The organism is Cupriavidus sp. WGlv3, from assembly GCF_023952475.1.
GTDB classification, from domain to species: domain Bacteria; phylum Pseudomonadota; class Gammaproteobacteria; order Burkholderiales; family Burkholderiaceae; genus Cupriavidus; species Cupriavidus phytorum.
The window spans coordinates 108,781-126,569 of record NZ_JALHRX010000005.1 but is presented as its reverse complement, the minus strand read 5'-3'; the positions used below and the strand labels follow the sequence as shown (position 1 = coordinate 126,569).

17 protein-coding genes and 1 tRNA gene are annotated in these 17,789 nt (G+C 70.4%); 8 read left to right on the top strand and 10 right to left on the bottom strand.

Annotation, left to right across the window (positions count from 1 at the left end; translation table 11 throughout):
- Genes MKD38_RS11505 through MKD38_RS11485 form a run of 5 tightly spaced genes read left to right on the top strand, consistent with a single transcriptional unit; the run spans nucleotide 1 to nucleotide 5,168 of the window.
- Nucleotides 1-1,770 (top strand): bifunctional alpha/beta hydrolase/class I SAM-dependent methyltransferase, encoded by a 1,770-nt coding sequence (locus MKD38_RS11505; protein ID WP_252676904.1) that lies wholly within the window; start codon nucleotides 1-3, stop codon nucleotides 1,768-1,770.
- Complete coding sequence (locus tag MKD38_RS11500; RefSeq protein WP_252676902.1) at nucleotides 1,767-3,143, top strand: phosphatase PAP2/dual specificity phosphatase family protein; 1,377 nt, start codon at nucleotides 1,767-1,769, stop codon at nucleotides 3,141-3,143. The genes MKD38_RS11505 and MKD38_RS11500 overlap by 4 nt, the downstream gene beginning before the upstream one ends.
- Nucleotides 3,133-3,576 (top strand): hypothetical protein, encoded by a 444-nt coding sequence (locus MKD38_RS11495; RefSeq protein ID WP_252676900.1) that lies wholly within the window; start codon nucleotides 3,133-3,135, stop codon nucleotides 3,574-3,576. Before MKD38_RS11500 ends, MKD38_RS11495 begins: the two co-directional genes overlap by 11 nt.
- 6 nt (nucleotides 3,577-3,582) lie before the next feature.
- Nucleotides 3,583-4,209 carry a lysophospholipid acyltransferase family protein gene (locus MKD38_RS11490; RefSeq protein WP_252676898.1) on the top strand — a complete coding sequence of 209 codons (627 nt, stop codon included), beginning with the start codon at nucleotides 3,583-3,585 and terminating at the stop codon, nucleotides 4,207-4,209.
- The gene (locus MKD38_RS11485; protein WP_252676896.1) at nucleotides 4,206-5,168 is read left to right on the top strand and encodes a phosphatidate cytidylyltransferase; all 963 of its coding nucleotides are present in this window, start codon (nucleotides 4,206-4,208) and stop codon (nucleotides 5,166-5,168) included. Before MKD38_RS11490 ends, MKD38_RS11485 begins: the two co-directional genes overlap by 4 nt.
- Nucleotides 5,169-5,181: 13 nt before the next feature.
- Here the strand turns inward: MKD38_RS11485 and MKD38_RS11480 are convergent, their stop codons facing one another.
- Nucleotides 5,182-6,081 carry a LysR family transcriptional regulator gene (locus MKD38_RS11480; protein ID WP_252676894.1) on the bottom strand — a complete coding sequence of 300 codons (900 nt, stop codon included), beginning with the start codon at nucleotides 6,079-6,081 and terminating at the stop codon, nucleotides 5,182-5,184.
- 177 nt (nucleotides 6,082-6,258) lie between these two features.
- Here MKD38_RS11480 and MKD38_RS11475 point away from each other — a divergent pair, with 177 nt between their 5' ends.
- Genes MKD38_RS11475 through MKD38_RS11465 form a run of 3 tightly spaced genes read left to right on the top strand, consistent with a single transcriptional unit; the run spans nucleotide 6,259 to nucleotide 9,467 of the window.
- On the top strand, nucleotides 6,259-7,266 hold the full coding sequence (locus MKD38_RS11475) for a tripartite tricarboxylate transporter substrate binding protein (RefSeq protein ID WP_252676892.1): 1,008 nt from the start codon (nucleotides 6,259-6,261) through the stop codon (nucleotides 7,264-7,266).
- A gap of 10 nt (nucleotides 7,267-7,276) precedes the next feature.
- Nucleotides 7,277-8,290, top strand: a complete 1,014-nt coding sequence (locus tag MKD38_RS11470; RefSeq protein WP_252676890.1) for an NADPH:quinone oxidoreductase family protein — start codon at nucleotides 7,277-7,279, stop codon at nucleotides 8,288-8,290.
- A gap of 25 nt (nucleotides 8,291-8,315) precedes the next feature.
- The gene (locus tag MKD38_RS11465) at nucleotides 8,316-9,467 is read left to right on the top strand and encodes a CaiB/BaiF CoA transferase family protein (protein ID WP_252676888.1); all 1,152 of its coding nucleotides are present in this window, start codon (nucleotides 8,316-8,318) and stop codon (nucleotides 9,465-9,467) included.
- A gap of 64 nt (nucleotides 9,468-9,531) precedes the next feature.
- Here the strand turns inward: MKD38_RS11465 and MKD38_RS11460 are convergent.
- The 9 genes from MKD38_RS11460 to dapD all read right to left on the bottom strand — a co-directional run bounded on the left by MKD38_RS11460 (nucleotide 9,532) and on the right by dapD (nucleotide 17,758).
- Nucleotides 9,532-9,608: transfer RNA gene (locus tag MKD38_RS11460), tRNA-Val, on the bottom strand.
- A gap of 85 nt (nucleotides 9,609-9,693) precedes the next feature.
- Nucleotides 9,694-11,244: a class I adenylate-forming enzyme family protein gene (locus tag MKD38_RS11455; protein ID WP_252676886.1), complete on the bottom strand. Its 1,551-nt coding sequence runs from the start codon at nucleotides 11,242-11,244 to the stop codon at nucleotides 9,694-9,696.
- A 30-nt stretch (nucleotides 11,245-11,274) separates the two neighbouring features.
- A complete protein-coding gene (locus MKD38_RS11450; RefSeq protein ID WP_252676884.1) occupies nucleotides 11,275-12,273 on the bottom strand; it encodes a tripartite tricarboxylate transporter substrate binding protein in 999 nt (332 codons plus the stop codon).
- A gap of 181 nt (nucleotides 12,274-12,454) precedes the next feature.
- Nucleotides 12,455-13,675: an MFS transporter gene (locus MKD38_RS11445; protein WP_252676881.1), complete on the bottom strand. Its 1,221-nt coding sequence runs from the start codon at nucleotides 13,673-13,675 to the stop codon at nucleotides 12,455-12,457.
- 294 nt (nucleotides 13,676-13,969) lie between these two features.
- On the bottom strand, nucleotides 13,970-14,863 hold the full coding sequence (gene prmB, locus MKD38_RS11440) for a 50S ribosomal protein L3 N(5)-glutamine methyltransferase (RefSeq protein ID WP_252676879.1): 894 nt from the start codon (nucleotides 14,861-14,863) through the stop codon (nucleotides 13,970-13,972).
- A gap of 24 nt (nucleotides 14,864-14,887) precedes the next feature.
- Nucleotides 14,888-16,039 (bottom strand): succinyl-diaminopimelate desuccinylase, encoded by a 1,152-nt coding sequence (gene dapE / locus MKD38_RS11435; RefSeq protein WP_252676877.1) that lies wholly within the window; start codon nucleotides 16,037-16,039, stop codon nucleotides 14,888-14,890.
- Nucleotides 16,040-16,058: 19 nt separating this feature from the next.
- Nucleotides 16,059-16,406 (bottom strand): ArsC family reductase, encoded by a 348-nt coding sequence (locus MKD38_RS11430; protein ID WP_115709737.1) that lies wholly within the window; start codon nucleotides 16,404-16,406, stop codon nucleotides 16,059-16,061.
- A 51-nt stretch (nucleotides 16,407-16,457) separates the two neighbouring features.
- Nucleotides 16,458-16,841, bottom strand: a complete 384-nt coding sequence (locus MKD38_RS11425) for a hypothetical protein (protein ID WP_252676875.1) — start codon at nucleotides 16,839-16,841, stop codon at nucleotides 16,458-16,460.
- Between the two features lie 89 nt (nucleotides 16,842-16,930).
- A complete protein-coding gene (gene dapD, locus MKD38_RS11420) occupies nucleotides 16,931-17,758 on the bottom strand; it encodes a 2,3,4,5-tetrahydropyridine-2,6-dicarboxylate N-succinyltransferase (RefSeq protein WP_012352965.1) in 828 nt (275 codons plus the stop codon).
- Nucleotides 17,759-17,789: the final 31 nt, after the last annotated feature.

Below are 17,789 nucleotides of genomic sequence, written 5' to 3'. Positions count from 1 at the left end.
ATGGACCGACCGTCTTCCCGCCAGCCGCTGCAGCGGCAATTCGAGACCCACGACGGCCAGGCGCTGTTCTATCGCCACTGGCCCGCGGTGGAAGGGCCGGCGCGCGGCGCCGTGCTGCTGTTCCACCGCGGCCACGAGCATTCCGGCCGGGTCGCCCACCTTGCCGACGAGCTCAACCTGCCTGGCTACGACATCTTCGCCTGGGATGCGCGCGGCCATGGCAATTCGCCCGGCGAGCGCGGCTACAGCCCGAGCCTGGCCGATTCGGTGCGCGACATCCAGACCTTTACCGCGCATATCGCCGAAGTCCACGGCATCCCGCTGGAGCGCACCGCGGTGGTCGCGCAGAGCGTGGGCGCGGTGCTGGCGGCGACCTGGGTGCACGACTACGCCCCGCCGATCCGCGCGCTGGTGCTGGCGTCGCCGGCGTTCAAGGTCAAGCTGTACGTGCCGTTCGCGCGGCCGGGGCTGAGGCTGATGCAGCGCCTGCGCGGCAAGTTCTTCGTCAACAGCTACGTCAAGGCAAAGTTCCTGACCCATGATCCCGAGCGCATCGCCAGCTATGACAGCGATCCGCTGATCACGCGCCCGATCGCGGTCAATATCCTGCTCGACCTGTACCAGACCGCCGAGCGCATCGTCGCCGATGCGGCCGCGATCACGGTGCCGACGCAGTTGCTGATCTCCGGCGCCGACTGGGTCGTGCACCGCGGGCCGCAGGACCGCTTCTACGAGCGCCTGGGCTCGCGCACCAAGGAACGCATCGTGCTGGACGGCTTCTACCACGACACCCTCGGCGAGCGCGACCGCAAGCTGGCGGTCGATGCCGCGCGCCGCTTTATCCTGCGTGAGTTCGACGCGCCGTCGGCGCCGCGCTCGCTGCTCGACGCCGACCAGATCGGCCCGTTTCGCGAGGAGGCGGACCGGCTGGCGTCGGCGCCGGGCGGGCTGGCCGCCTGGTACTGGCGCGCGGCGCGGGCCAACCTGAAGCTGGGCGGGATGCTGTCGGACGGGGTGCGGCTGGGCCATCAGACCGGCTTCGACTCGGGCTCGACGCTCGACTACGTTTACCGCAACACGCCGTCCGGCCGCGGCGCGGCGGGCCGGCTGGCCGACCGGCAATACCTGGACGCGATCGGCTGGCGCGGCATCCGCCAGCGCAAGGTCCACGCCGAGGCGCTGATTGCCGAGGCGGTGCGGCGCCTGCGTGCGGCCGGCACGCCGGTGCGCATGGTCGATATCGCCGCCGGCCACGGCCGCTACGTGCTGGAAGCGCTGGGCGCGCTGGAGGGCGGCGCGGGTGCGGTCGAGTCGATCCTGCTGCGCGACTACAGCGCGCTGAACGTGGAGCAGGGCCGCGCGCTGATCGCCGCCAAGGGCCTGCAGCGCGTGGCCCGCTTCGAGCAGGGCGATGCCTTCGACGGCGACGGCCTGGCCGCGCTGGCGCCGGCGCCGACGCTGGCGGTGGTGTCCGGCCTGTATGAGCTGTTCCCCGACAACGCCATGGTGCGGCGCTCGCTCGACGGCCTGGCGCGCGCGGTGCCGCCGGGCGGCTACCTGGTCTATACCGGCCAGCCCTGGCATCCGCAGCTGGAATTCATCGCGCGCGCGCTGACCAGCCATCGCGCCGGCGCCGCCTGGGTGATGCGGCGCCGCTCGCAGGCCGAGATGGACGAACTGGTGCGGGCCGCCGGCTTCGACAAGATCACGCAGCGCATCGACCCGTGGGGCATCTTCACCGTCAGCCTGGCGCGCAGGCGCGGCGCATGAGCACGGTGCCGACGCAGGCGCGCGCCGGGGTGCAGCCGCGGCGGCCGTGGGGCCTGGCGTGCCTGCTGCTGGCGCTGGCCGGCGCGTTTTTCTTTTCCAGCTATGGCTTCGCCAACTGGCTGGCGAGCCAGCGCGCCGAGGTGCCGTCGTTCTACTACGAATGGGAGCGGGGCATTCCGTTCCTGCCCTGGACCATCGTGCCGTACTGGTCGATCGACCTGCTGTACGGCATCTCGTTCTTCCTGTGGCGCAGCCGCGCGGCGCTGCTTACGCACGTGAAGCGGCTGGTGCTGGCGCAGCTGGTGTCGGTGGCGTGCTTTATCGCCTTCCCGCTGCGCTTCAGCTTTGCGCGGCCCGCTGCCGACGGCGTGCCGGGCCAGCTGTTCACGCTGCTGGGCGGCTTCGACCTGCCGTTCAACCAGGCGCCGTCGCTGCATATCAGCCTGCTGGTAATCCTGTGGGTCGCCTTCGCGGCGCACCTGCGCGGCGGCTGGCGCTGGCTGCTGCATGGCTGGTTTGCGCTGATCGGGGTGTCGGTGCTGACCACCTGGCAGCATCATCTGATCGACGTGCCCACCGGCGCGCTGGTGGGCTGGCTGTGCGTCTACCTGCTGCCGATGCAGCTGCCCGCAGCCGCGGCCGGCGCGCCCGATGCGCGCACGCGGCAGCTGTCGCGCCGCTACGGCGTGGGCGCGCTGGTGGCGCTGCTGTGCGCGGTGCTGGCGGTGGGCGCATCGGTGATGCTGGCGTTCCTGCTGCTGTGGGCCGCGCTGGCGCTGGCCTGCGTGGCGCGCATCTACGCCCTCGCGGCGCCGGCGTGGTTCCAGAAGGATGGCGACGGCACCATGGCGCCGGCCGCGCGCTGGGTACTGGCGCCTTACCTGCTGGGCGCCTTTATTAATTCACGCTGGTGGACGCGGCGCACGCCGCAGGCCAGTGCGATCGCGCCGGGTGTCTGGGTGGGCCGCTTCCCGACGCGGTCCGAGCTGCGCGCGCTCGGCGCGGATGCCGTGCTCGACCTCAGCGCCGAGCTGCCGCGCGCGGCCACGGCACCCGGGCTGGCGTATCGCTGCATACCCGTGCTGGACCTGACCGTGCCGACGCCGCAGCAGCTCGCGCAGGCGGTGGCGCAGCTGGACGCCTGGCAGCGGCAGGGACAGCGCGTGCTGGTCAGCTGTGCGCTGGGCTATTCGCGCAGCGCGCTGGTGGCGGCGGCGTGGCTGGCGCGGCGGCAGGGGCTGCGCGACGCTGGCGCCGCGCTGGCGGCGCTGCGCCAGCACCGGCCGGCGGTGGTGCTCGGGCCCGACCATGCCGAAGCGCTGCAGCGTTGGCTGGATGGTGCCGCTACCCGGGAGCCTGGCGATGGCCGCTGACCGGGACGCTGATGTCGTGCAAGGTACCGACGCCTGGATCGTGCACGCGGTGACGGGCGCGCTGGCAGGTGCCGCGTGGATCGGCGCGGCCGGACTGGCGTTCGCCATGCTGGCGGCGTGGCTGGGCGCGGACACCGCGATCTCGCGCTGGCCGGCGGCACTGGCGTTGCTGCTGGCGTTGCCGCAGCTGTGGCTGCTGCTGCGCGTCGCCATCGACCAGCGCCTGTTCGGTGCGCTCGCGGCCGGCGCGCCGGACCAGCCCGAGCTGGCCAGGCTCGATGCCGCGCTGCTCGAACTGGGCTGGATGCCCGCCGCGCGCGCCGCACGCCCGTTGCCGCAGCGCGCCCGCGGCGCGCTGCGCCTGGTGCGCGCCAGCGCCGTGCTGACCGTGTGCCAGCTGCTGCTGGCCTTGCTATCGCTGATCCTGAGGTAAACAACCATGTGGCTTGCCCGCGCGACCGCGCGCGCCATCATCGTCTTTGCCCGGCTGCTGACGGGCATGCGCGCCAACTGGCAGGGCTGCATCCCGGCCGCGGTGCAGCGCGTCTACTTTGCCAACCACAGCAGCCACGGCGATTTCGTGCTGATCTGGGGCTGCCTGCCGCCCGACCTGCGCACGGTGACACGGCCGGTGGCGGGCGCCGATTACTGGGAGAAATCGCCGCTGCGCCGCTTTATCGGCCGCGATGTGTTCCGCGCGCTGCTGATCGACCGCACCCGCAGGGAGCCCGGCAGCGATCCGGTGGCGCTGATGCAGGCCGGGCTGGCGGCGGGCGACTCGCTGATTCTGTTTCCCGAAGGCACGCGCAACACCACCGACGCGCGCCTGCTGCCGTTCAAGAGCGGTATCTACCACCTGGCGCGGGCCTGCCCGGCGGTCGAGTTCGTGCCGGTGTGGATCGACAACCTGAACCGCGTGATGCCCAAGGGCGAAGTGGTGCCGGTGCCGCTGCTGTGCACCGTGACCTTCGGCCAGCCGCAGCGGCTGGCGGCCGACGACAGCAAGGAAGCGTTCCTTGCGCGCTGCCGCGCGGGCCTGCTCGCGCTGGCCCCGGAACTGGAATGAACGCCATGCCCACCCTGCATTGGAGCCGCGAGACCTGGCTGCTGTTCGGCGGCCTGTTCGGCGTGCTGCTGCTCGCTTCCACCGTGACCGCGCTGCTGCGCTGGCGCGTCGCGGGCGGCGGCCAGCACGCGGTGATCGACAACCTGGGTCAGCGCGTGTCGGCCTGGTGGTGGATGATCGGCATCATGGGCGTGGCGTTTGCGCTGGGGCGCAGCGCGGTGATCGTGCTGTTCTACCTGCTGTCGTTTTTCGCGCTGCGCGAGTTCGTCACCATCACCACCACGCGGCGCGGCGACCATCGCGCCATCGTCGCCGCGTTCTTCGTGTTCCTGCCGCTGCAGTACGTGCTGGTCTATATCGGCTGGTACGGCATGTTCTCGATCCTGATCCCGGTCTATGCCTTCCTGGTGCTGCCGATCCTGGCGGCGCTGTCGTCCGAGACCACGCGCTTCCTGGAGCGCTGCGCCGGGGTGCAGTGGGCGGTGATGGTGTGCGTGTTCTGCATTTCGCACGTGCCGGCGCTGCTGACGCTGCCGATCCCGGGCTTCGATGGCCGCAACCTGCTGCTGATCGCCTTCCTGGTGATCGTGGTGCAGGGCAGCGACGTGCTGCAGTACGTGTGGGGCAAGCTGTGCGGCAAGCGCAAGATCGCGCCGCTGCTGTCGCCGTCCAAGACCGTCGAGGGCTTTGTCGGCGGGGTCGCCAGCGCCACCGCGCTGGGCGCGGCGCTGTGGTGGATCACGCCGTTCTCGCCGTGGCAGGCGGGCGCGATCGCGTTGGTGATCGCGCTGATGGGCTTCCTCGGCGGCCTGGTGATGTCGGCGATCAAGCGCGACCGCGGCATCAAGGACTGGGGCCACATGATCCAGGGCCACGGCGGCATGCTCGACCGGCTCGACTCGGTGGTGTTCGCCGCGCCGGTGTTCTTCCACGTTACGCGCTACTGGTGGGTGCCCTGAGCCGATCGGGGCCTCACAACGCCATCTCTTCGCACCACGCCACCACGGCATCGCGGAAGTCCTGGCAGATCGGCGACAGGTAGCCGTCGGCGCGCCACAGCACCGCCAGCTCGTGCTGCCACGACGTGCCGGGAGCGTCGATCGCGGCCAGCCCCTGGCCCTCGGCCTGGCGCAGCATGCGCGGCGGCATGATGCCGAGCAGGTCGGAGTGCCGCAGCAGCTCGCCGAAGGCGACCGGCGACGCCGTGCTTTCCACCGCCACGCGCGGCGGCGGCAGCCCGACCGCGGTGAAGCGCTGTTCCAGCCACTGGCGCAGGTACAGCGAACTGGCCGGCACCACCCAGCGTTCGCCGGCGAGGTCGGCCAGCGTGCGAAAGCCGTCGCGGCGCGGGTGGGCGCTGCGGCACACGATCTGCATGCTGAGCGGGCCGAGCGGCAGCCAGGCAACCTCCGCCGGCACGCTGGCGGGGCGCGCAGCGAGGATCAGGTCGGCTTCGCCGTTCTGCAGCATCGCCATCAGGCGCGCGCTCAGGTGGGTCTCGATCGAGAACGTGGCCAGCGGCCGGCTCAGGAAGAAGCGCGCCAGCAGCGGCGACAGCAGCGACGGCAGCAGGTAGGGGATCGCGCCCAGGCGCACCGTGCCCGCGCGCGCGGCGCGCTGCTCGGCCAGTTCGCTGCGCATGTCGCCGGCGGCCAGCGAAATCCGGCGCGCATGCGCGGCCAGGGTGCGGCCCGCCCCGGTCGGCACCAGGCCGCGCGGGGTGCGCTCGAACAAGGGCATGCCGGCTTCGCCTTCCAGCCGCGCCAGGGTCTTGGACAGCCCGGACTGGGTCATGCCCAGGGTGTCGGCGGCGCGGTGCAGGTTGCCCTGGTCGATCACGACCAGGAAGGCTTCTAGATCCTCGAATCGCATGGGGCGGATGGCGCTGGGGGGTGCGGGCCATTGTAGCGCCATGCCTGCCAGGACTTGGCTCGCGCCGCGCGGGAATCGCGCCGGCCCGGACGCTGGCCTAGACTGGCTGGCATCCCTCGGGCACCGCACGGCGGTGCGGCACTACAGAAGGGAGCCAAGCACAGGAGACAAAACCCCATGCCATACCGTTTCGCATGGCTGCGCACAGCCATGGCCGCGATGCTGCTGGCCGCCATTCCGACCGTGATGCCGGCCGCGGCGCTCGCCGCCGCCCCCGCTTCTGCCGAACCCTATCCGTCGCGGCCGCTGACCATCGTGGTGCCGTCGGTGGCGGGCAACGTCAACGACGCCGTGGCGCGGCTGATCGGCCAGGAGCTGACCAAAAGCTGGGGCCAGCCCGTGATCGTCGACAACAAGCCCGGCGCGGGCACCACCACCGGCACCAAGCATGTCGCCAGGGCGGCAAAGGACGGCTACACCGCGCTGCTGACGTTTACCGCGCACGTGCAGAACCCGTCGCTGTACCGTGGCATCGGCTATGACCCGATCGCGGATTTCACGCCGGTCAGCGAGGTGGCGATCTCGTCCACCATGCTGGCGGTGTCGCCGGACTTTCCCGCGCGCACGCTGCCGGAGGTGGTGGCGCTGCTCAAGGCCAATCCCGGCAAGTACCCGTATGGCTCGTACGGCGCCGGCACCACCGGGCATATCCTGGGCGAGCTGCTCAAGCGCGAGGCCGGCCTGCAGATGGAGCACGTGGCCTACAAGGGCGGCGCGCCGCTCGCCACCGACCTGGCGGCGGGGCACGTGAAGCTCGGCTTTATTGCCGTGGGCACGGCGATGCCGCTGCTGCAGGGCGGCAAGCTGGTGCCGGTGGCGCTTGCCGGCGCCGAGCGCTCGACCCTGCTGCCCAGGGTGCCGACCTTCCGCGAAGTCGGCTACCACGGCTTCGAGCCGGATGCGTGGATGGGGCTGCTGTTCCCGGCCGGCGTGCCCAGGGCGCGGGTCGATGCCTTGTCGCGCGAGGTCGCGCGCATCGTGCGCCTGCCGGAGATCGCCAGGAAGATGCAGGACCTGAACCTGGTGCCGGTGGGCAGCACGCCGGAGGCCTTCGCCACGGTGATAAAGAACGACCGCGACAAATGGAGCCGCATCATCCGCGATGTCGGCATCACGCTGGAGTAAGGGATTGACCATGCAAGACAACGACTATCTGGGACTGGTCTGCTCGCGCTGGTGCCACTGGAGCGAATTGGAACTGCAGCGCCTGCCGCGCCAGCCGCTCGGGCCGGGGCAGGTTCGCATCCGCGTGCGGCATGCGGGCGTCGGCTTTGCGCTCAGCCTGTTCGTGTCGGGCAAGTACCAGCGCAAGCCGCCGTTGCCGTTCACGCCCGGCACCGAAGCGGCTGGCGAGATCCTGGAAGTCGCGCCCGACGTGACGCGGCTGCACGTGGGACAGCGCGTGGCGGCGGCGCTGGACTGGGGCGGCTTTGCCGAAGAAGTCGTGACGACCGCGGATACGGTGTATCCGGTACCGGACGGGCTCGCCCTGGCGCACGCCGCCGCGCTGCCGATCACCTACGGCACGGTGTGGGCCGCGCTGGCGTGGCGCGCGGCGCTGCAGCCGGGCGACACCATGCTGGTGCATGGCGCCAGCGGCGCGCTGGGCACGGCGGCGGTGCAGGTGGGCAGGCTGATGGGCGCGCGCGTGATCGCCACCGCCAGCACCGCCGCCAAGCGCGAAGCCGCACTCGCCAACGGCGCTGCGCATGCGCTGCCTGCCGATGCCGAGACGCTGGCGGCATCGGTCAAGGCGCTGTGCCAGACCGGCGGCGCCGACGTGGTGTTCGACCCGGTCGGCGGCGACCTGTTCGATGCCTCGCTGCGCTGCGCGGCGCCGGGCGCGCGGCTGCTGTCGATCGGCTATGCCAGCGGCCGCATCCCGTCGGTGCCGGCCAACCTGCTGCTGGTGAAAAACCTGACGCTGGTCGGCTTCAACTACGGCTACTACATCGGCTGGGGCCTGACCGACGAACGCCGGCGCTTTGCGCCGCGGGTGCAGGGCATGGTCGGAGAGATCATGCAGGCGGCCGCCAGCGGCCGGCTGGCGCCGCCGGTGCTGCAGCACTTTGCGCTGGCCGACTGGCTCGACGCGGTCGACACCACCATGTCGCGCCGTGCCATCGGCAAGGTCATGCTGGATATCTGAACGGAGCCAACTTATGCACGATGTCATGCACGATGCAATCGCGGCGACCGAGGACGACGCCATGTTCGACGGCCTGACCGTGCTCGACCTGAGCCAGGGCATTGCCGGCCCGTACTGCGGGCTGATCCTGCGCCAGCAGGGCGCGCGCGTGCTCAAGGTGGAGCCGCCGGGTGGCGACTGGTCGCGGCAGATGGGGCGCATCCGCGCCGGCCAGACCGCGATCGCGGTCGCCTGCAACGCGGGCAAGGAGAGCGTGGTGCTGGACGCGCGCAGCGCCGACGGCCGGGCCGCCATCGGCCGGCTGGCGCAGCGCGCCGACGTGGTGATCCAGAACTTCCGCCCGGGCGTGGCCGAACGCATGGGCGTCGGCTACGAGGCCCTGGCCGCGCACAACCCGGCGCTGGTCTATGTCTCGATCTCGGGCTACGGCCATGCCGGGCCGCTGGCGCTCCGGCCCGCGGTGGATACCACCATGCAGGCCTACAGCGGCCTGATGCACCTGAACCGCGATGGCGCCGGCCAGCCGCGCCGCATCGCCTTCTTCATGGTCGACCTGGCCACGGGGCTGTACGCGTCGCAGCAGGCCTCGGCGGCGCTGTACAAGGCCGCGCGCAGCGGCCGCGGCCGCCATGTGCGGCTGTCGCTGCTCGAGACCAGCGCCGCGCTGCAGTCCTACCTGATGGTGGACGATGCCATGTTCCCCGACGCCGAGCTGACGGCGGCCAACGCGCCGACCGGGCTGTTCGAGGCGGCCGATGGCGCGCTGTACCTGAGCATGCTCAACGACGCGATGTTCCTGCGGCTGGCCGCGCTGCTGGGATTCGATGACTGGCTTGCCGATGCCTCGCTGCACAGCAGCGCCGGCCGGCTGGCGCGTGCGGCGGAACTCGGCCGGCGCGTGGCGCAGGCGCTGGCCGCGCAGCCGCTGGCGCACTGGGAGGCGCTGCTGACCGAGCACGACGTGCTGTTCGCGCGCGTCGGCCATGCGCGCGATCTGCTGCAGAGCGCGCAGTGTGCGCAGGCGGGCGTGTTCGGCCGGTTGCCGCTGGCCGGCATCGGCGAGGTGCCGTGGGCCAACCTGCCGGGCATGGCGGGACGAGACCGGCCGGCCGGGACTGCGCCGACGCTTGGCCAGCATACCGAGGCGGTGCTGGCGGAGTTCGGTATTCGCGCCTGAAGCGTAGCCGCAAAAGAAAAACGGACGGTGCGCGATTGCGTACCGTCCGTGTTCCCTTGTGCGTTGGTAGGCTCGATTGGACTCGAACCAACGACCCCCACCATGTCAAGGTGGTGCTCTAACCAGCTGAGCTACGAGCCTAGCGAAGGCGCGAATTATAGAGAGGCCTTCACGATTGCGCAAGCACCCCCGCGCGACTTTTTGCGTGGGTGCCTGGCAGGGCGCCTCAGGCAGTGCCGATACGGTCGCGCAGTTCGCGCTTCAGCACCTTGCCGATGGCGCTGCGCGGCAGGCGCTCCACCTCGTGGATCGCGGCGAGCCGCTGGGTCTTGCCGAGCCGTTCATTGGCCCACGCCAGCACTTGCTGCGCGCCGGCGCCACTGCCGGCGCGCAGCGCGACAAAGGCCACCGGAGTCTCGCCCCAGCGCTCCGACGGCACGCCGACCACCGAGACTTCGGACACCGCCGGGTGCTCGCGCACCACCGCCTCGAGGTCGCTCGGGTAGATGTTGAAGCCGCCCGAGATGATCATGTCCTTCTTGCGGTCCAGCAGCACCAGGAAGCCGTCTTCGTCGAAGCGGCCGATGTCGCCGGTGCGGATAAAACGCTGGCCCTGCGCGTCATGCCATTCGGTCTCGGCGGTCTTCTCGGGCTGGTTGTGGTAGCCATTCATCATCGCCGCCGAGCGGCCCACCACTTCGCCGGTGCTGCCGGGCGGCAGTTCGCGGCCGGCCTCGTCGATGATGCGCACGTCGGCGCCGGTGGCGGGGCGCCCCACGGTGTGCAGCTTGTGCGGGAACTGGTCGGCGAACAGCAGGCAGCCGCCGCCGCCTTCGGTCATGCCGTAGAGCTCGGTCAGCGCGCCGGGCCAGCGCCGCAGGATCTCGGCCTTCAGCGCCGGGCTGCACGGCGCGCTGGTGCAGAACTTGTGCCGGAAGGCGGACAGATCGTGCTGGTCGAACGCCGGATGCGCCAGCAGGCGCTGGTACTGCACCGGCACCAGCATGGTGTGGGTGACGCGATGCTGCTGCGCCAGCGCCAGGTACTGGCCCGCATCGAACTTGGCCATCAGGATGGCCGTGCCACCCAGGCCGATGGTGGGAAAGAAGCTGGCCAGCGTGGTGTTGGAGTACAGCGGCGTCGACAGCAGCGTGACCGCATGCGTGCCATAGCCGGTGGCGGCGCCGCGCGACACATGGGCCCAGCGCATGCCGTGCGATTGCACGATGCCCTTGGGCGCGCCGGTGGTGCCGGACGAGTAGATGATGTTGAGCGGCAGCTCCGGGCGGATCTCGGGTTCCGTCACCTGCGTGCCGGCGGGCGCCAGCCAGTCCGCGTACGGCACGCCCGTGTCGCTGCCGTCCAGCGCGACCACGGGCGTGCCGGCCAGCCTGGCGCGCACCGGCGTCAGCACGTCGGCGACGCTGGCGTCGGTGAACACGATGCGCGCCCCCGCGTCGGCAATCATGCCCGCCAGGCTGTCGGGCGTGGACGACGGCGCCAGCGGCGCGACCACCACGCCGGCGCGCACCGCGCCCAGGTACACCGCGGCGTATTCGATCGATGACGCGGCGCAGATGGCGATGGCTTCGCCGGGCCGCACGCCGTCGCGCGCCAGCGCCGCGGCAATGCGGTCCATGGCGGCGTCGAGCCCGGCGTAGTCGAGCACGCGCTCGCCATGCATCAGCGCGCGTTGCGCCGGGCGCTGCGCGGCGTGCTCGCGCACGAGCACGGACATGGTGGTGAAGGGACGTTGCAGCGGAGTCGGTTGGGTCATGTCGGGCAGTGTTGGTGGATGCGGCAAGCCTTACTGGATCTGCGCGCCGGAGTCTTTCACCACCTTGCTCCAGCGGTTGATCTCGGCGTCGATATGGGTGCGCAGCGCGGCGGGCGTCGAGCCCACCGGCTCATAACCGTTGGCCGCCAGCGTGGCCTTCAGTTCCGGCTGGCGCAGCACGGTGGCAATCTCGGTGCTGAGCCGGTCGATCACGGGCTGCGGCGTGCCGGCCGGTGCCAGCATCGCGTACCAGCCGGTAATGCTGATGCCGGGCACGCCGGCCTCGGCCAGCGTCGGCACTTCGGGGGCGACCGCGGCACGCTGGCTGCCGGTGACGGCGAGCGCGCGCAGCTTGCCGCTCTTCACATGCGGCAGCGTGGTCGAGATGCTGTCGAAGGTCAGCTGGACTTCGCCGGACAGCATCGCCGTCACCACCTGGGCGCTGCCCTTGTACGGCACGTGGGTCATCTTGATGCCCGCCACCGAATCGAACAGCTCGCCGGCCAGGTGGCCGGTATTGCCGTTGCCCGCCGAGGCGAAGGTCAGCTTGCCGGGCGCGGCCTTGGCCTCGGCGATCAGTTCCTTCACGTTGGTGGCCTGCAGCGACGGGCTGCCCGCCAGGATCATCGGCAGGTTGGCCACCAGCGATACCGGCGCGAAATCCTTGCGGGTGTCGTAGGGTAGCCGCGGATACAGGCTGGTGTTGATGGCATGCGCGGCCAGCACCATGATCAGCGTGTAGCCGTCGGGTTTGGCGCGCGCCAGCGCCTGGCTGGCGATGGTGCCGCCGGCGCCGGGCCGGTACTCCAGCACCACCGGCTGGCCCAGCCGCTCCTGCAGCTTCGCGGCGACCGGGCGCGCCAGCAGGTCGGCGCTGCCGCCAGGCGGGTAGGGGATCAGCAGCTGGATCGGGCGTGCCGGCCAGGTCTCGGCGCCGGCGCCGGTGGGCAGGGCGGCTGCGGCTGCGGTGGCCAGCATGGCGGCCAGCCATGCGCGGCGGCCCCGGGCGGGGCGCGGAGTGGATGCCATCGGTTGTCTCCTGGTTGTGCCGGCCGCGCATGCAGCCGGGGTCCCTGCGCCGGATCCGGCGGGGAAGTGGATGTCACCAACGGTAATGGCGTCAGGCTGCCAGCGGAATTCTTAAATCGATAAGTCTGGCTTTTTGCGGGCGAAGCGGTACCGGGAAATCGAGGCCGGCCCCCGGTTCCGGCTAATGGCTGGTCGGATGCGGCGGGCTGAACCAGTAGGGCACCAGCGCGGCGGCGATCAGCACCGCCGCCGACAGGAAGATGGCCGCATAGGTGGACGGCAGCGGCCAGCCGCGCACATGGCCGGCATTGGCGATCAGGCCGAAGGCCCATGAGGTCAGTGCCGAACCCAGGAACACGAAGGTATTGAGCAGCCCCAGCCCGCGCCCGCGCTGCGATGGCGGGATCAGCCCGCGGCCCTGCGCCATCACCAGCGGATGCAGCATGCCGATGGTCGACAGCAGCGCCATCATCGCCACCCCATGGCCGATGCCGCGGTCCGGCCACAGCGACAGCAGCACACCCCCGGCCATGGCCAGGCACGACCAGCCGGTGATGGTCGCCTTGAGCGTGCTGCGCCGCACCAGCACCGGCAGCACGAAGGCGGTCAGGAAGCCGGCCAGGCTCAGCAGCGTCAGCGCCACGCCGCGCGGCGCCGAGCCCAGGCTGAATACGTCGGCCAGGTAGGGCCCGCTCCAGGCATTGCGGAAGGCGGTGCCGGCGGCCATTGCCACGCACAGCGGGATCAGCGTCCACAGCGGCGCCAGCTTCAGCAGCTGCAGGCTTTCCGACAGCATCGCCGGCCACGACGCGCTGCGGGCCTCGGCATGGCCCTGGTCGCGCACGCAGCGCCACACGCCATAGCAGGCCGCCACCATGCCCAGTGCCGACACCGCCATCGACGGCCGCCAGCCCACCAGCGAGATGGCCCAGCCCAGCGGCGCGGTCGCGCACAGCGAGCCGATCATGCCAGTGGCGTTGGAGCGGCTGACCACGCGGGTGTAGTCGCGTTCGGACAGCTGCTCCGAGGCGAAATGCAGCAGCCCCATGAACACCGGCGCGCACGCCAGCCCCAGCCCTACCTGCGCCAGCGTGGCCGCGGCGCCGTTGGGCGCCAGCACGAACAGGATCGACGACAGCGCGCCCACCGCCAGCAGCAGCGCGGTCGGACGGCCCACGCCATAGCGGTCGAAGGCGATGCCCACCGGGATCTGCGCCACGGCGAAGGCCAGGAAGAACGACGACGACAGCGCGCCGAAGCCCGCCGGCGACAAGCCGAAATCGTGCTGCAGCTCCGGCGCCATCACCGCCAGGCACGAGCGGAAGAACTGGCTGAGCGCGAACGCAAAGGTCAGGATGGCGATGCCGCGCACGGCATACGTGGCCGGGCTGCGCGCGGGCACGGCGGCGGCGCCGGGAGGCGATCCGGAAGGGGGGATATTGCTGGGGGTCAAGGCGTCAGTGGCGCTGTCTCTGCTGCGAGTGTAGGGCCTGCGCGCGTTGCCGCGTCAACGGTTGGCCGGTGTTCGCCCAGATTGCGATTGGGTGCTCCCTCTCCCGCTTGCGGGAGAGGGTCGGGGAGAGGGCGGGAGCCTCCACGGAGCGAAGGCCTTCGCTATTCGCAAGCGCCGCCCCTCTCCCCCGGCCCCTCTCCCGCAAGCGGGCGAGGGGAGCAAACCGGCGCGGGAGTCAGCGCATCAGCCCGGCAGCGCGTCGTACGTCAGCAGGAACACCTGCTCGTCCCCCGCGCTGACCGGCAGCCAGACGATGTCCAGTTCCGGGAAGGCCGCTTCCACATTGGCATGCTCGTTGCCGATCTCCACCACCAGCACGCCGCCCGGATTCAGTCGCGCCTTGGCCCCGGCGATGATCCGCCGCACCACGTCCATGCCATCGTCGCCGCCGGCGAGCGCGATGCGCGGCTCGGCCAGGTATTCGGGCGGCAGCGCCTGCATCGAGGTTTCGTTGACGTAGGGAGGGTTGGTCAGGATCACGTCGTAGGTGGCGCCGTGCGGCAGCGGCGCGTACAGGTCGCCCTGGTACAGCCGGATGCGGTCTTCCATCTTGTAGTCGGCCACATTGCGGTGCGCCACGGCGAGCGCGTCGGGCGAAATGTCGACCGCATCGATCTTCGCGTTCGGCCACACATGCGCGGCCACGATCGGCAGGCAGCCGGAGCCGGTGCACAGCTCCAGCACCGGGCCGATGCTGTCGCTCTCGCCGACCCAGGGTTCCAGCCCTTCCTGCAGCAGTTCGCCGATAAAGCTGCGCGGCACGATCACGCGTGAATCGACATAGAAGCGCAGGCCGTGCATGTAGGCCTCGTGCGTGATGTAGGCGGCCGGCACGCGCTCGTTGACGCGGCGGTCGATCACCTTCAGCACGGCCTCGACTTCTTCCGGCAGCAGCCGCGCATCGAGGAAGGGATCGAGCGTATCGAGCGGCAGGTTGAGCGTATGCAGCACCAGGTAGGCCGCCTCGTCATAGGCGTTGGCGCTGCCGTGGCCGAAGGACAGGCGCGCGGCGGTAAAGCGCGACACGGCCAGGCGCAGCAGGTCGCGCACGGTGCGCAGGGGAGAGGGCGTTGCCATGGATGGGTTGTCTTTGCGAAAAATTCAGGCGATCAGGCGTTCGAGCACGCCGCGGTACACGTTCTTCAGCGGCTCGATGAAGCGCACTTCCACGTGCTCGTCGATCTTGTGGATGCTGGCGTTGGGCGGGCCGAACTCGATCACCTGCGGGCAGATCTTCGCGATGAAGCGGCCGTCGGAGGTGCCGCCGGTGGTCGACAGCTCGGTGTCGAAGCCGGTCTCGGCCTGGATCGCCGACGACAGCGCCTCGGACAGCTCGCCGCGCGGCGTCAGGAAGGGCTCGCCGCCCAGGGTCCAGTCGAGCGTGTAGTCGAGGCTGTGGCGCTCCAGGATGGCGTGCACGCGCGCCTTCAGGCCCTCGGGCGTGCTCGCCGTCGAGAAGCGGAAATTGAAGTCGATGGTGACGTGGCCCGGGATCACGTTGGTGGCGCCGGTGCCGCCGTGGATGTTCGACATCTGCCAGCTGGTGGGCGGGAAGTATTCGTTGCCCTGGTCCCAGGTTTCGGCGGCCAGTTCGGCCAGCGCCGGCGCGGCGTCGTGGATCGGGTTGCGGCCCAGGTGCGGGTAGGCGATATGGCACTGGATGCCCTTCACCGTGAGCTTGCCCGAGAGCGACCCGCGGCGGCCGTTCTTGACCATGTCGCCGAGCGCGTTGACCGAGGTCGGCTCGCCGATCACGCAGTAGTCCAGGCGCTCGCCGCGCGCGGACAGCTCCTCGACCACCTTGACGGTGCCGTCATGCGCCGGGCCTTCCTCGTCGCTGGTGATCAGGAAGCCGATCGAACCGGCATGCGCGGGATGGGCCTTGACGAACTCTTCCACCGCCACCACGAAGCCTGCGATAGAGGTCTTCATGTCGGCGGCGCCGCGGCCGTACAGCTTGCCGTCGCGGTGGGTCGGCGCGAACGGGTCCGAATGCCACTGCTCCAGCGGGCCGGTCGGCACCACGTCGGTATGGCCGGCGAACACCAGCAGCTTGCCGTCCTTGCCCTGGGTGCCGCGCCTGACCGCCCACAGGTTGGTCACGCGGAAATCGTCGGGCCCGCTGACCAGCGCTTCGCAGTCGAAGCCGAGCGCCTTCAGGCGGGTTTCCAGGATGGCCTGGCAGCCTTCGTCGGCGGGCGTGACGGAGCGGCGGCGGATCAGGTCTTCGGTAAGGGCGAGGGTGGGGTTCATCGGACGGCGGAATCGGAAATCAGAACTGGCTGGCGTACTGGTCGGCGGAGAAGCCGACCATCACCTTGCCATCGTGGGCCAGCACCGGGCGCTTGATCAGCGACGGGCTTTGCTGCATCAGCGCGATCGCGCCGGCTTCTTCGTCGGCGCGGGCCTTGTCGGCATCGGACAGCGCGCGCCAGGTGGTGCCCTTGCGGTTGAGCAGCGTGGCCAGCGGCACGTGCCGCAGCCAGCCACGCAGCATGGCCGCGTCCACGCCCTGCTTCTTGAAGTCGTGGAAGGTGTAGGCGACGCCGTTGGCATCCAGCCAGGTGCGGGCCTTCTTGACGGTATCGCAGTTGGGAATGCCGTAGAGCAGGACGGTCATGGCGAGTCTCGGGGTAAGTCGATGCGGAATCCGGTCGGGAATCCGGCAGGTTCAGCGGAACAGCAGGTTCAGCGCGATCACCAGGCCGCCGAGGCCCAGCGCCACGCCACCCATCGCCACCGCCGTCATCAGGCGCAGGCGCCGGTCCAGCCGGGCGGCTTCCTTGCGCAGCGCGTCGATGGTGATGGCATGCTGCTCGGCCAGCAGCTTGACCGCCTCGGCCTGCTGCACCACCGCGGCTTCGAGTTCGGCGATGCGGGCCGCGGGGTCGCGCGCGTCGGCCACAGCGGCGTCGGGCGTGCCGTCCTTGCGCTTGTTCTTCTTCAGTTTCTCGAGGGTCTTGTTGGCCTGCTCGAGAATGGTGGGCAGCAGGGAAAGCACGGTACTGACGGTGGTGGGATCCAGGGCCATGAGTCGCTTGCGGAGGGAGGGCATGTTCAGCCTGGCCAGGCGGGTGACGACGGTAAATCAGCCCCGGAGCCGGGCCCCGGGGCGTCGCGGCCGATGCGGGCCGCGAGCGGCAATCAGTCGCCGCGCAGCAGGTCGTTCAGGCTGGTCTTGGCGCGGGTCTGCGCGTCGACCTTCTTCACGATCACGGCGCAGTACAGGCTGTACTTGCCGTCCTTGGACGGCAGGTTGCCCGCCACCACCACCGAGCCGGCCGGCACGCGGCCATAGTGGATCTCGCCGGTTTCGCGGTCGTAGATCTTGGTCGACTGGCCCAGGTACACGCCCATCGAGATCACCGAGTTTTCCTCGACGATCACGCCTTCGACCACTTCCGAACGCGCGCCGATAAAGCAGTTGTCTTCGATGATCACCGGGTTGGCCTGCAGCGGCTCCAGCACGCCGCCGATGCCCACGCCGCCCGACAGGTGCACGTTCTTGCCGATCTGCGCGCACGAACCGACCGTGGCCCAGGTGTCTACCATGGTGCCTTCATCGACATAGGCGCCGATGTTGACGTACGACGGCATCAGCACGGCGTTCTTCGCAATGAACGAACCGCGGCGGGCCACGGCGGGCGGCACCACGCGGAAGCCCGCCTTGGCGAAGTCGTCGCCGCTCCAGTTGGCGAACTTGGTCGGCACCTTGTCGTAGAACTGGGCAAAGCCGCCGGCGCTCATCGGCGCGTTGTCTTCCAGGCGGAACGACAGCAGCACGGCCTTCTTGACCCACTGGTTGACGATCCAGTCCTTGCCTTGCTTCTCGGCCACGCGCAGCGTGCCGGCATCGAGCTGGCCGATGACGTTGGCAACGGCCTCGCGGATGTCGTTGGGGGCGGACTTCGGCGACAGGCTGGTGCGGTCTTCCCAGGCCTGGTCGATCAGGGCTTGCAGAGCTTGCGTCATGGTTGGATTCTCAGGGTTGATGTTGATGTTC